16 protein-coding genes are annotated in these 13,906 nt (G+C 33.6%); 6 read left to right on the forward strand and 10 right to left on the reverse strand.

Annotation, left to right across the window (positions count from 1 at the left end):
- Window positions 1-132 precede the first annotated feature (132 nt).
- Window positions 133-354 (forward strand): hypothetical protein, encoded by a 222-nt coding sequence (locus P178_RS0102045; protein WP_027064639.1) that lies wholly within the window; start codon window positions 133-135, stop codon window positions 352-354.
- A gap of 108 nt (window positions 355-462) precedes the next feature.
- On the opposite strand, the gene P178_RS0102050 is transcribed toward P178_RS0102045, so the two are convergent.
- From P178_RS0102050 to P178_RS0102070, 5 genes are read right to left on the reverse strand one after another with little or no spacing between them, the layout of a single operon-like run.
- Window positions 463-738: an ATP-dependent Clp protease adaptor ClpS gene (locus tag P178_RS0102050; protein WP_027064640.1), complete on the reverse strand. Its 276-nt coding sequence runs from the start codon at window positions 736-738 to the stop codon at window positions 463-465.
- Window positions 739-758: 20 nt separating this feature from the next.
- Window positions 759-1,595: a 50S ribosomal protein L11 methyltransferase gene (prmA, locus tag P178_RS0102055; protein ID WP_027064641.1), complete on the reverse strand. Its 837-nt coding sequence runs from the start codon at window positions 1,593-1,595 to the stop codon at window positions 759-761.
- Between the two features lie 14 nt (window positions 1,596-1,609).
- Window positions 1,610-2,359 (reverse strand): triose-phosphate isomerase, encoded by a 750-nt coding sequence (gene tpiA / locus P178_RS0102060; protein WP_027064642.1) that lies wholly within the window; start codon window positions 2,357-2,359, stop codon window positions 1,610-1,612.
- 39 nt (window positions 2,360-2,398) lie between these two features.
- Window positions 2,399-3,496 (reverse strand): BT_3928 family protein, encoded by a 1,098-nt coding sequence (locus P178_RS0102065; protein ID WP_027064643.1) that lies wholly within the window; start codon window positions 3,494-3,496, stop codon window positions 2,399-2,401.
- An 8-nt stretch (window positions 3,497-3,504) separates the two neighbouring features.
- Window positions 3,505-4,053 (reverse strand): DUF1599 domain-containing protein, encoded by a 549-nt coding sequence (locus P178_RS0102070; protein WP_027064644.1) that lies wholly within the window; start codon window positions 4,051-4,053, stop codon window positions 3,505-3,507.
- A 103-nt stretch (window positions 4,054-4,156) separates the two neighbouring features.
- On the opposite strand from P178_RS0102070, the gene folP reads away from it, so the two are divergent.
- The 3 genes from folP to P178_RS0102085 are packed head-to-tail and all read left to right on the forward strand — an operon-like array spanning window position 4,157 to window position 6,618.
- On the forward strand, window positions 4,157-4,981 hold the full coding sequence (gene folP, locus P178_RS0102075) for a dihydropteroate synthase (RefSeq protein ID WP_027064645.1): 825 nt from the start codon (window positions 4,157-4,159) through the stop codon (window positions 4,979-4,981).
- A gap of 54 nt (window positions 4,982-5,035) precedes the next feature.
- A complete protein-coding gene (locus P178_RS0102080) occupies window positions 5,036-5,821 on the forward strand; it encodes a diadenylate cyclase (RefSeq protein WP_027064646.1) in 786 nt (261 codons plus the stop codon).
- Complete coding sequence (locus tag P178_RS0102085) at window positions 5,821-6,618, forward strand: DUF3667 domain-containing protein (RefSeq protein WP_027064647.1); 798 nt, start codon at window positions 5,821-5,823, stop codon at window positions 6,616-6,618. The genes P178_RS0102080 and P178_RS0102085 overlap by 1 nt, the downstream gene beginning before the upstream one ends.
- On the opposite strand, the gene P178_RS0102090 is transcribed toward P178_RS0102085, so the two are convergent.
- Window positions 6,619-8,385, reverse strand: a complete 1,767-nt coding sequence (locus P178_RS0102090) for an ABC transporter ATP-binding protein (protein WP_027064648.1) — start codon at window positions 8,383-8,385, stop codon at window positions 6,619-6,621.
- Entirely contained in the window at window positions 8,378-9,127 is a 750-nt protein-coding gene (truA, locus tag P178_RS0102095) for a tRNA pseudouridine(38-40) synthase TruA (protein ID WP_027064649.1), read from the reverse strand. The genes P178_RS0102090 and truA overlap by 8 nt, the downstream gene beginning before the upstream one ends.
- Window positions 9,128-9,237: 110 nt before the next feature.
- Here truA and P178_RS0102100 point away from each other — a divergent pair, with 110 nt between their 5' ends.
- The gene (locus P178_RS0102100; RefSeq protein WP_027064650.1) at window positions 9,238-9,732 is read left to right on the forward strand and encodes a metallophosphoesterase family protein; all 495 of its coding nucleotides are present in this window, start codon (window positions 9,238-9,240) and stop codon (window positions 9,730-9,732) included.
- Window positions 9,733-9,775: 43 nt separating this feature from the next.
- On the opposite strand, the gene P178_RS0102105 is transcribed toward P178_RS0102100, so the two are convergent.
- The 3 genes from P178_RS0102105 to P178_RS0102115 form a co-directional block, all read right to left on the reverse strand.
- Window positions 9,776-10,636: a hypothetical protein gene (locus tag P178_RS0102105; protein WP_027064651.1), complete on the reverse strand. Its 861-nt coding sequence runs from the start codon at window positions 10,634-10,636 to the stop codon at window positions 9,776-9,778.
- A gap of 117 nt (window positions 10,637-10,753) precedes the next feature.
- Window positions 10,754-11,251 carry a DM13 domain-containing protein gene (locus P178_RS0102110; RefSeq protein WP_027064652.1) on the reverse strand — a complete coding sequence of 166 codons (498 nt, stop codon included), beginning with the start codon at window positions 11,249-11,251 and terminating at the stop codon, window positions 10,754-10,756.
- A 263-nt stretch (window positions 11,252-11,514) separates the two neighbouring features.
- The gene (locus P178_RS0102115; protein ID WP_027064653.1) at window positions 11,515-11,925 is read right to left on the reverse strand and encodes a DUF4293 domain-containing protein; all 411 of its coding nucleotides are present in this window, start codon (window positions 11,923-11,925) and stop codon (window positions 11,515-11,517) included.
- A gap of 196 nt (window positions 11,926-12,121) precedes the next feature.
- On the opposite strand from P178_RS0102115, the gene rho reads away from it, so the two are divergent.
- Complete coding sequence (gene rho / locus P178_RS0102120) at window positions 12,122-13,750, forward strand: transcription termination factor Rho (protein ID WP_027064654.1); 1,629 nt, start codon at window positions 12,122-12,124, stop codon at window positions 13,748-13,750.
- Window positions 13,751-13,906: the final 156 nt, after the last annotated feature.

Raw genomic sequence — 13,906 nt, forward strand, 5'->3', positions numbered from 1 at the left:
AAAAGGTTCTAAAACCCCCATTTTCGTTAAATTGTTCATAAATACTATTATCTAATAGCCTCATAACTATATACAATCAACAAAGAATTGCGTAATTTGAATATTATGTTAACTTTGAAAAAAAAGCATCACATGGAGTTACTTGAAAAAGCTCAGGAATTTGAAAGTCGAAAAATGAGCAATATGTCCACTAGTGACCGAGTAGAAGCATCAAGAGAGGCGAAAGCACTTATATTGAGCATCAACGAGGTTTATAAAGAAACTAAGGATTCTAATTTAATGGACGTAATGAAAAGATTAACCGAGAAAAAGAAGAAGATTGAAAAGAGACTGAATGGTGTACCATTGGTATAAACTTCTATCTATCATATAATTTATTTTTTAGATTAATCTAATAAAAAGACCCCTTATAGAAATAAGGGGTCTTTTTTATTTTAATAAATAATGAATAAAATCTCAGTCTTAAGTAATTTCAGCACTTAAACCTGCTTGTAACAATTTTGAACATTGTGGTTTAAGTTCTTCATACTCCCCCGTCTTCACAGTACATTTTCCTTTATAGTGTACAATTAAAGAGCATTGCTCTGCTTGTTCTGGCGAATGTTCACATACAGAAATTAATGTATTTATTACATGATCAAAAGTATTCACCTCATCATTGAAAAGAACGATTTCATTTTGCTGAACCGTCTCTTCTTCTAAAAGTAGTTCTTCGTAAATTTCTTCTTTAGTGCTCATATTAATTTAATTAATACTATCTAATTTACATATTTTGCTGCAACCCAATTATTCCGTTCAAGGTTTTTTTCAAACTTTAACTCTAAATCGACACACTTTTGTGTAATCATATCTAGGTCTTCTGTGTAAAAACCACTTAATAGCAATACCCCTCCAGAATTTAAAGACTGTACATATTTAGGCATATCTGCCAATAATATGTTTCTATTGATATTTGCTATTATTAAGTCGTACTTTTTCCCTTTTAATAACGCAGCATCACCTTCATACACAGATATAAAATCCATATTATTACGCTCAACATTCTCTTTGGCATTTAAGTAACACCAATTATCGATATCTATAGCATCAATTGTTGTTGCCCCTCTCATACCTGCTAAAATAGCCAATACGCCTGTACCGCTTCCCATATCTAGAACAGTTTTATCTTTTACATCTAACTGCAAAATATGCTGCAACATCATATGAGTTGTTTCATGATGACCTGTACCAAAACTCATTTTTGGTTCAATAACAATGTCATAATCTACGTTAATAGCCTCATGAAATGGAGCTCTTATCATACAAATATCATCAACCATAATAGGTTGAAAATTTTGCTCCCATGTGGCATTCCAATTCTCTTGCTCAATCTCTTTATAATCGTGAGTAAATGAATATCTGGGATTATCAAGAATCTGAACATTCTCTAAGATATTTTCAGACCAATCAGTTTTCTGAATGTACGCCAACACATCATCTTCTTCTTCAACAAAACTTTCAAAACCAACATCACCCAATTCTGCTATAAGAAGGTCTGATGCCGGTTCTTTTGGTTTTACCGTAAAACGGTATTCAATATATACTGTATCGCTCATTTTTACTTTTTCGCTTATATAGCCTTAATGATTGCAATAAAATCGTCAGCTACTAATGAAGCACCACCAATTAAACCACCATCAACATCTGGCTTAGAGAAAATTTCTACGGCATTACCTGGCTTAACGCTACCACCGTATAGAATGGTTACATTATTTGCTATAGTAGCATCAAAAGCTTCTGAAATAGTTTTACGTATAAATGCGTGCATTTCTTGAGCTTGTTCCGGAGAAGCTGTTTCACCAGTACCAATTGCCCAAACTGGCTCATATGCCAACACGATATTTGACCAAGCTGAAGGCTCTAAATTAAATAGGACATTTTTCAACTGACTTTCAACCAATTTAAAATGGTTTCCAGATTTACGATCTTCTAATTCTTCACCAAAACAGAACATTACTCGAATACCTTTGTTTAAGGCCGTAATCACTTTTTTTGATAGAATCTCATCACTTTCGCCAAAATATGCTCTTCTTTCAGAGTGTCCGATTATTGCTGTATCAATACCTATATCCAATAACATATCTGCAGATATCTCACCAGTAAAAGCACCGCTTTCCGCATAATGCATATTCTGTGCAATAACTTCAATTTTAGAAGATTCTAAAGTACGTACCGCACTAGCTAAGTTAACATATGTAGGTGCTACCATTACCTCTGCATTTGTATCTGGTAATTTTGCCGATAACTCTGCTAAAAGCGCTTCTGTTTCAGCTAAATTCTTATTCATCTTCCAGTTACCTGCTACTATCTTTGCTCTCATGTTATTATATTTCTAATTATACTATTTCCGTTTAAAATCTTACTCGAATACTAAATTCTCTAAATCGTTATAATGTACTTTTTGTTTTATTGTACCCTTCTCTAAAACCAATACACCAGGGTTTGATCTTACTATGGTCTTCAACGTAGTCTCATCTGTAAAGTAAAAATCGAATCCAAGATTATTCTCTTTCTTTAACGTATCTGTTTGATCAGGACCAGAAGCAGACATTCCAATAACCTTGTAACCTAATTTTAAAGCTTTATCTGTAACCGTTTTAATTTCCTTAAAAACTTCAAGGTTAGATTTTCTTAAATCATAAGCAATGACCATGACCAACTTTGGTTCTTGTAATAATGAACTTGCAAAATCTTCTCCTTCTTGTTCAATTGTAAAATCATGAACAGGTGGTTCATACCCAGCCTGAATCTCACTAGTTTCAACATCAATGAATTCTCCGTCAACAGTGGGGTAATCTCCATTAGTGACATAAATTTCTTGATTGCCATTTACATTAAATTTCCACTTATATTCAAAAATTGCCTTTGGTGCATCTTCTGGCGTACTCATGCCCTCTTCAATATTTTTACCAATTTCATATGGTCTAAAATCTATAACTGGCAAGTGATTTAATACGTAATACACGTAACCTACACAAGCAAGTAAAGACCCGATCAACAAAGTCATCAACGTTTTTGAGTTTACCAATGGAGTAATATACTTTCTGCCAATATAAATGATTAGAATCAGTACCAAGAGAACAATATCTTTTGTAAATGATTCCCAGGGTGTCAGTTTTATAGCATCTCCAAAGCAACCACAATCTGTCACTTTATTGAAGTAAGCCGAATAGAACGTAAGGAAAGTGAAGAAAATTATCATTGCCAGCAAGGTCCAAATCGTAATTTTGCGCTTGTACCCTAAAATTAGCATGACCCCAACCATTACTTCTACAATAACTACAAGAATAGATATTGCCAAGGCAAAAGGAGTCAAAAAAGGAAGGTCCAAAACACCTTGACTAAAATATTCTTCTAGTTTAAATGAAAATCCTACCGGATCATTCAATTTAATAAACCCACTAATAATAAAAAGAATACCTACAAAAATTCTAACGACCCCTACTAAATACTTCATTATTACTCTTATTTATCTGATTCTGACCCTAAATGTATCAATGCAAAAACTGCATAATTAATCATGTCTTGATAGTTGGCATCAATACCTTCACTTACCAAAGTTTTTCCCTTATTATCTTCAATCTGCTTTACCCTAAGTAATTTTTGCAAAATTAAATCTGTAAGCGAACTTACTCTCATATCTCGCCAAGCTTCACCATAATCATGGTTTTTATTTAGCATTAGATCTTTTGTTATCTTAATATGCTTAGTATATAATGCAACCGCTTCTTCTGTGTTTAAATCTGGTTGTTCAGCAACACCCAATTCAAGTTGAATTAGTGCCATAACAGAATAATTTATGATACCGATAAACTCCGATCGTTCACCTTCATCAACCTTACGAATATCATTTTCTTGAAGGCCACGTATACGTTGCGCTTTTATGAATATTTGATCTGTAAGTGATGGCAATCTCAAAATTCGCCACGCACTACCGTAATCTGACATTTTTTTCTGGTACAGATTTAAACAAACCTCAATTACCTCATCGTATTCCTTTGCCGTATCTAGCATGTAATTCTTTCTAATTTGTGTAAATTTCGCTTAAAAAATTGTAACCATCAAGATTGAAGGTTTAAACTTGGAAAATGCCACAAATTCCTATTAAATATTGATAATGACCATAAATTGCAACGGTAAACTTATATCTCTAGACCATCCCAAAATAATGGGTATTTTAAACATTACTCCAGATTCTTTCTATGACGGCGGAAAATATAAAGATGAGTCTAGTATTTTAAATCAGGTCGAAAAAATGTTAAACGATGGCGCTACTTTTATAGATGTTGGTGCATATAGCACAAGACCTGGCGCTTTAAAAGTAGATGAGGCAATTGAACTAAAACGCATCTTACCCATAGTAAGCTTGATTCTGCAAAGGTTCCCAAAAACTATTTTATCAATTGATACATTTAGAAGTAAGGTGGCTAAAGAATGTATTGGAAATGGTGCTGAAATTATTAATGATATTTCTGCAGGATTACAAGATGAAAAAATGTTACCTACCGTTGCAAAATTAAATGTACCCTATATTATGATGCATATGCGGGGTACACCACAAAACATGCAGCAACATACAGATTATGATGATATCTTAAAGGAAGTTCTTTCCTTTTTTTCAGAAAGACTTGTAGCAGCAAAATCTTTAGGAATCAAAGATATCGTTATTGACCCAGGCTTTGGTTTCGCAAAGAACTTAGAACAGAACTATGAGCTTTTAAAGCAAATGGAAATTATGAATCTTGTTGAGCATCCTATTTTAGCAGGCATTAGCAGAAAATCAATGATTTACAAAACACTAAAAACTACTGCTGATCAAGCGTTAAACGGCACAACGGCATTACATATGGTTTGCCTACAAAAAGGTGCAAACATTTTAAGGGTGCATGATGTAAAAGAAGCTTTGGAATGTGTAAAACTATATGAACAATTAAATGCCTAAGTTTATATGAATTACTTGTAATCTATTTTCTTAATTTTACTAAAAAAGTACCGATTGGATTTTTTAAATTTTATTGATTTTAAGATTACAGATGTTTTAGACATCATTTTTGTTGCCGTACTTCTATATTACATATATAAGTTGGTTAGAGGGTCTGTTGCTATCAACATTTTTATTGGTATTGTAATAGTTTGGGCTTTTTGGAAATTGACCGAATTGTTAGACATGCAAATGATCAGCAGTATGGTTGGTGCATTTATGCAAGTGGGACTTATTGCGCTAATCATCGTTTTTCAACAAGAGATTAGAAAATTCTTATTAATGATCGGGTCTACCAATTTTGCTAACAAAAGAAATTTTGTAAAACACTTTAAGTTTTTAAAACAAGAAGGTATATCTACCGATACGGATGTAGACGCTATAATTAAAGCTTGTGAAAAAATGGCAAGTACTAAAACAGGTGCTATTTTAGTAATAGAGCGTAGCAACTCATTAGATTTCATTAAAAGCTCGGGGGATAGAATGAATATTGAAATTAACCAACCAATTCTAGAAAGTATCTTCTATAAGAACAGCACCTTACATGATGGCGCTGCAGTAATAGTTGGAAATTATATTGTAGCAACCAGGGTAATTCTTCCTGTCTCTAATGAGCGTAATATTCCGCTAAGATTTGGATTAAGACACAGAGCTGCCGTTGGCATTAGTGAAAAGACCGATGCATTAAGCATAGTGGTCAGTGAGGAAACCGGTTTAATCTCCTATATCAAAAACGGTGAATTTGTTCTTTATGATTCTATTACCCAGTTAAGTAATATGATTAAACAAGATTTAGCTTAATGGATTGTAAAAACTGTCAAAACAACCTAAGAACAGATTATAGTTATTGTCCCGATTGTGGGGCTAAAGTAATTCGAAATAGGCTTACCGTGAAAAATCTATGGTATGATGCCACCGAGCGATTTTTCAACATTGACAACACCTTTCTTATAACTTTCAAACACCTTTTTACAAAGCCAGATGAAGTAATTGGAGGTTACATTAATGGTGTTAGAAAGAAGTATTTAAACCCCATTAGCTATTTCACAATAGCCATTACCCTTGGGGGTTTGTTTGTTTATGTTTACACAGAATTTTTTCCAAAAGCTTTAGACTTTGATTTTCTGTATCAAAGTGGAGATTCTATGACCGAAGCAGAAAAAATGGGTCAGAATTTTCAAAAACAATGGAATACTTATCTGTTTAAATATCAAAGTCTCGCATATATAGCCATGCTTCCATTTCTAGCACTGATATCTAGACTTGTATTTATCAACAAAAAACAATTTAATCTGAGTGAACATTTTGTAATCAACATTTATGCATACTCTCAAATGTCTATTCTCATCAACACCTTATATCTGTTGACTATTTGGAGTTCTAAAATGCTGTATTATGTCTCTTTTGGAAATATGATTTTCCAAATTTTATTTTTCACTTGGGTATTTTACAAAATCTTTAATCTCACTATAAAACAAACCATACTTAAACTATTATTATTTCTAGTTTTATTAGGCGCTGTGTTTACGTTTTTTATAATCGGAATATCTGCTTATTTGGCTTTTTTCACGGACACATTTCAGAAAATGACTCCTTGATTAAGCAACCTCCTCAGCTAAGAACTGAGCCTCGTACAGATTACTATAATAACCACCTTTTTTAAGAAGTTCTTTATGTGTGCCTGTCTCAACTATGTTACCGGCATCCATTACAATAATTTTATCTGCCTTCTTAATTGTAGCCAAACGGTGGGCAATTACAATTGATGTTCTTCCTTGTGTAATTTTATCTGTAGCCAATTGAATCAATTGCTCAGAATATGTATCTACGGACGATGTAGCCTCATCTAAGATTAAAATGCTAGGGTTGCTAACATATGCACGTAAAAATGCTATTAGTTGTCGTTGCCCGCTAGAAAGCATAGTACCTCTTTCCTTTACATTGTATTGATATCCGCCAGGGAGACTAGAAATAAATTCATCTACACCAATAGCTTTAGCTGCATTTTCAATATCATCTACACTTATGGTAGCATCCTTTAAAGAAATATTATTTGCAATCGTATCGGCAAACAAGAAGACATCTTGTAATACTACGGCAATATGTTTACGTAAAGAAGATAAATTATACTCTTTAATATCAACACCATCAACCATAATAGAACCTGAATTGATTTCGTAAAATCTATTTAATAAATTGATGATAGTACTTTTACCAGCACCTGTAGCACCAACAATAGCAACGGTTTCCCCTGCTTTTACATCAAAAGTAACTCCGTGTAAAACTTCTTCGTCTTCCAAATATCCAAAACGAACATTATCAAACTTAATATCTCCACTAACTACATCTTTCTCAAAAGAACCAACATTTTGTATATGGCTGTCTGTATCTAATATTTTAAATACTCTATTTGCAGCTACCATACCCATTTGAAGTGTATTGAACTTATCTGCAATTTGACGTAGTGGTCTAAACAATAAATCAATCAACATGATAAAAGCAAAGATCGTACCTGCAATATCGGTTGTAATATTTGCCACATTCTGTAAACCTCCATACCACACGATTAACCCAACGGTTAAAGACGAAACTATCTCTGCAATTGGAAAAAATATAGAATTGTACCAAACTGTTTTTAACCAAGCCTTTTTATGCTTCTCATTAATTTCTCTAAACTTATCGCTCTCAATTTTTTCACGGGTAAATAGTTGTACTATTTTCATTCCCGTAATACGTTCTTGAACAAAAGAATTTAAGTTAGAAACTTCTGCCCTAACTTCGGTAAACGCAACTTTCATTGCTTTTTGAAACCATCTTGTAGCATATACTATTATTGGTAATAAAGCAAAAACAATCAATGAGAGCTTCCAGTTTATAAATAGCATTACAACTGCCGCAACGACCATTTTAAGTAAATCTGCCACAATCACAAAAAAGCCTTGACTAAAAATTTCTCCAATTCTTTGCATATCTGCTACGGCTCTGGTCACCAAAACACCCAATGAAGAATTATCAAAATACTTCATTTTAAAAGAGAGCATTTTTTTAAATAAATCAATACGGATATCCTTGATAACAGATTCTCCTAGCCAGTTGGCATAATAATTAAAGGCTAATTGACATATTACTTGCCCTAATAAAACCACCAGCATAGCAATCGTTAGGTACAACAACATTTCTTCGTTGTTGCCCTTTATGGCTTCATCGATTATTTTCTTAACAATTAAAGGGGTAAGAATAGCAAAAACAGACAATAATATGGCTGCCAAAGCAACGCCATAAAAAGTAATTTTATACGGTTTTGTATAGGCTAGTAAGCGTTTAAAAAGACGAGTATCAAATGCTTTTCCAGAATCCTTATCCATTCTTTAAAATAGTATTGGGGTAAACAATAGAGGTCAAATATAGTCCTTTTGCAGGAACAGAAACACCAGCTTTTGTTCTATCCTTGCTTTTTAATATGGTATTAACATAGTCGGCAGAATATTTACCCAATCCTACATTTAATAGTGTTCCTACGATAGCTCTAACCATATTTCTAAGAAATCTATCTGCCGTGATAGTAAAAACAAGAGTGTTATTTTCTAATGTCCATTCCGCTTTCTGCAAATCACAAATATTAGTAAAAACATCAGTATTCGATTTTGAAAAACATTCGAAATCTTTCTTTCCCAGTAACAGGTTTGCAGCCATATTCATTTGCTCCAAGTCCAGCTCTTTCTTAATAAAATGGGCTAAATCTGAAGAAAAAGGGTCTTTCTTTTTTGTTATATGATATTCATAAGTACGTGATGTAGCATGAAAACGAGCATGAGCATCATCCTTAACTTCAAAAATACGATCAACTGCAATATCGCTTGGCAAGAAAGAATTTAATCTAAAAATGTATTCTGGAATATTGTCTAAACTATTAACATCAAAATGGGCATACATAACTTTTGCATGCACACCTGTATCTGTACGACCTGCGCCCATAAGTGAAATAGGGACATTTAAAAGTTTAGACATACCTTTTTCAAGTACTTCTTGCACTGTTATGGCATTAGGCTGATACTGCCAGCCATGATAAGCTTTACCGAAGTATGAAAATTGAATGAAGAATCTCAAAAGGATGTACTAATTTTGTATACTGCAAAGGTATTAAAAAGGATACGTTTAATCACCTTTAGCCAATTACTCAGAGTAAAACTTAAATCTTCATCAAACCTAAACTTTTAATGACCAAAATTCTTTTACTTTCCGATACCCACTCCCATATAGATGACGCCATTTTAAAACATGTAAAATGGGCAGATGAAGTATGGCATGCCGGCGATATAGGAACTTTAGATGTAACTGATACCATAGCAAAATTAAAACCCTTAAAAGGTGTACATGGTAACATAGACGACCATATAATCCAAAAAGAATTTCCAGAAAACAATAGATTTTTTTGCGAAGGTGTTGATGTACTCATAACACATATAGGAGGCTACCCCCCTAAATACAACATTAGAACTCGTGATATGATAAGAGAAAATCCTCCGAAATTATTCATTTCTGGGCATTCTCATATTCTAAAAGTAATGATGGACAAAAAGTTAGGCGTTCTGCACATGAACCCTGGTGCTTGCGGAAAACACGGTTTTCACCAAATGCGAACCATGTTACGTTTTATTATTGAAGGAGATAATATTAAAGATTTAGAAGTTATAGAACTTGGCAAAAGATAGAAACAGGGCGAATTTAATTGAACACACCCTGTAAAACAGCAAATTATAATTCAAATGCCACCCCTAATGAAAATGTACCACCGTCATATATATTTTTACGCTCCACCAAAAAACCTGCGTAATCTGAATATTGAGCCACCAAGTTTAAATGATCGGTCAATTTATACATTGAGGTAATACCATAACTTGTATACGTTGTTCCCTCTCCAAATAAAAATGATCCGCTTTGCACATTATTCTCAGAAGACAATCTTTCCTGAATTTTCAACTTCCCTATCAAATACAATTTATTAAAGAACAAATGACCTACTTCTGCCCCAGCCTGAAACTGGTTACTAAAATTCTCTGTTCTAAAGTTTACGCTTGAAAATGCAGAAACATATGATTTTCCATTTTTAAATCCATGAGATGCAGCTAAGGTGGTCCAAACATTAAACTCACCATCAGAAAGCGGTAAATTTATCTCATCAAATTCCCCAAAATCATTTGCATTTTTTGATTGCGCAAAATTGTTGCCATCATTATTAGGTATATCTAATGCTACTTGTAAAGACAATGGAAAGTTTTTTAACAACTTATACTTTACACCAAGCTGAATGTTACCGACACCGCCTACAGTTTCGGTTGTACTAAAACTATTTAAACGAACTAACGGTAAATCAACAATAGCGGTAAATCTATTAGATATTCCATATTCTCCATAAATTAAAAAAGCATTTGTATTAAAAGTACTTCCTTGATCAGCTAATCTACCTTCTGTAGTATAATAATCATTAGAAGAAAAATGTGATGCCGATGCTTGTAGATATAATCCTTTGGCTTCTCTCGTCCAACCACTTTGGGCTTGTAAGCAAACGGCAGAGAAGCAAAAAAATACAAAAATTAAATTTTTTATTTTTTTCATAATTCTGTGATATTAAATTTCAGGAAATACAGAAAGTGTATCCCGAAAAAAAGCCTTTGGGAGACATAGAAAAACAGAATCATGTGTCTCTATTCCCAAAGGCAGTAATATGTTATTTTAGTTTAAAGCTACATTACCAAATGGTATGTTAGCTGTAGCACACCAAAGAATGATGTGTGTGTATTTAGCATCGGGCGTATCGCTCAATTTAATGAACATTTCACCATTATCCGCAACATTACCAATTAGCATTAAATCTGGATTTCCATTAGCAGGATCAGCAGTAAAAACATCTGATGTAGAAAGAAAAATACCTACTGTTCCAGTGCCAAGCTCGGTTGTAAAATCATCTGCAAAACGAACAAAATTAACGTCTTCTGCATCAACTCCAACTTCAACCAAACCTTGTGTTGGTGTACCACTCTCAGCAACCAAATTTCCACTTAATGTTACCATCAAATCACCTACTGGTAACGAGGAGTCCACTTCAACAGTTTCTGTTTCAACTACCGTTTCTGTCACTGTTACTACTTCTGCATCATCATCAGAGCAACTAATAAAAAAAGTTGTCACGGCACTAACTAATAATACAAGAGTAAATTTTCCGTTTTTCATAATCGTAATTTTTAAATTTGTTTTTGTTTTAAACAGCATAACTAACGGCTATCGTTAGCCTTTCTGTTTCTTGGAACAAACATAAAAATGCGGTATCACGAAGAATTCAAGAAAACATAAAGAGTTTATCACACTAGGCTAAAATCCTGCAACAGTTTTGTGATAATTGAAAAGAAGAAACTTGTTTTCAGAAATAAAAGGGCATAAAAAAACCCGGAAACTACCCCGGGTTTTAACGCACTAATACTACTAAGATTATAGGCTTAACGTAAGCGATCCACAGATTTTACAAGATCTTCATCCTTCTTTATAGCCCTATTTGCAAGGACCAAAAAAATGATAGAAAATACTGGAATCAGCATCCCAATACCCTTCTCAGAAACCAAAGTTTCTCCGGATAAGTTTAGTGATCGGTAAACGAAAAATCCTAATAAAAAAACATTTAATATCATGTTCAGCCTGTTTATAACAAACTGAGATTTTCTTTTTTTAAATTGTACTATAGCCCAAACAGCTAATACTGCACTCGCATAAAAGGCAATAGAAATAAGCATTTCATTATTCGCGAATACTTCTGCCCCATCTATATTAACCCATAGGTTAAAGAAGAACGGTAGAACACCTGTAAGTATTGCTACAACTATCAAATAAAGGCTTTGTATTCTTTGAATCATAAATCAATTACCACTTTACACTGCAAAAATACAGGTCTTTTCAAAAATTATAGCCATTTAATTCAAAATAATTTGTAATATTGCTACGTTATCAAGTCATAACGCCTACCAATAAGGAAAACATTCCTTGAGATTATCCAAATAAAATTATTTACTTCTTACAATACAAACTACTTATAATTTATTCTACTACTTAATGTTTGAGATTTCAGATTTAAAATCAAAAAAGCTACCTGAGCTTCAGGAAATTGCTAAAGGACTAAAGGTTCCTAAATTCAAAACCTTGAAAAAACTAGACTTAGTTTATCAAATTTTGGACTTACAGGCAGCTAATCCTAAAGTGGCTGCAGCTATAGCTCCTTCAAAAACTGAAGAAGTAAGCAAACCAGCAGAAGAAAAACCGAAGCCAAAACCAAAACCTAGACCTAGACCACGTGTTGAAAAAAACACGGACAAGGATGGAAATGCCCCTGCAAAAACTGAGCCTACAAAAGTAGCTCCAGCAAAAAAAGAGGTAACGCAAGCAACTGAGTCAAAAGAACCAGTAGAGCAAAAAAGACCTAGACCTAGGCCAAAACCTGCTAACCAGCCTAATAAGCAAAAGAATCCTCAGCAGAATAATAATAAGAAGCCAAACCCTAGACCTACCCATGACAAAAGCAATTTTGACAAGGACTTAAAGAATAGGTATAAGGAACCTGAATATGAGTTCGATTCTATTATAGCTAGTGAAGGAGTTTTAGATATTATGCAAGATGGTTACGGATTTTTACGTTCCTCTGATTATAATTACCTATCCTCTCCTGATGATATTTATGTTTCTCAGTCTCAGATTCGTCTTTTCGGTTTAAAAACTGGAGATACCGTATTGGGGAATGTAAGACCACCAAAAGAAGGGGAAAAATATTTTCCGCTTATTAAGGTGAATAAAATTAACGGAATCGACCCTCAAATAGTTCGTGACCGCGTGTCCTTTGAACATTTGACTCCATTATTCCCTCAAGAAAAATTTAATTTAGCTGAGCGTCAAAGCACGATATCTACTCGTATAATAGATTTGTTCTCTCCTATTGGAAAAGGACAAAGAGGAATGATCGTATCTCAACCAAAGTCTGGTAAAACCATGCTTTTAAAAGATATAGCTAATGGTATTGCAGCAAACCACCCAGAGGTTTATCAAATTATATTATTAATTGATGAACGACCAGAAGAGGTTACCGATATGCAGCGTAATGTACGTGGCGAGGTTGTTGCTTCTACATTTGACAAAGAACCAACAGAACATGTACGTGTTGCCAACATTGTTTTAGAAAAAGCAAAACGTTTGGTAGAATGCGGTCATGATGTTGTTATCCTTTTAGATTCCATTACACGTTTAGCAAGAGCCTACAACACTGTACAACCAGCTTCAGGTAAAGTATTAAGTGGTGGTGTTGATGCAAATGCATTACACAAACCAAAAAGATTCTTTGGTGCAGCGCGTAATATCGAAGGTGGCGGATCATTATCTATTATTGCTACTGCATTAACGGAGACCGGTTCTAAAATGGACGAAGTAATTTTTGAAGAATTCAAAGGTACTGGTAACATGGAACTTCAATTAGATCGTAAGATTGCCAATAGAAGAATCTTCCCTGCCATCGACCTTACTTCTTCTAGTACACGTAGAGATGATATGCTTTTAGACGAAAGCACTTTACAGCGTATGTGGATTATGCGTAAATACCTTGCGGACATGAACCCTGTGGAAGCAATGGAATTTATAGAGCAACGCTTTAAGCAAACAAAAAATAATGAAGAGTTCTTGATGACTATGAATCAATAGAATTTTATAAATAATTTTAAAATCCCGATTTCTAATAGAAATCGGGATTTTTGTTTTTATAAACTTCCATAATCTTAACTCCTTTAAAACCAAAGTCATCTATGTGCAGCCCTACATTATTTTTAATATCTTTATCATCTTTAGAGAAAGATATCT

The sequence above is a fragment of the Maribacter sp. Hel_I_7 genome (assembly GCF_000688315.1).
Classification (GTDB): Bacteria; Bacteroidota; Bacteroidia; order Flavobacteriales; family Flavobacteriaceae; genus Maribacter; species Maribacter stanieri.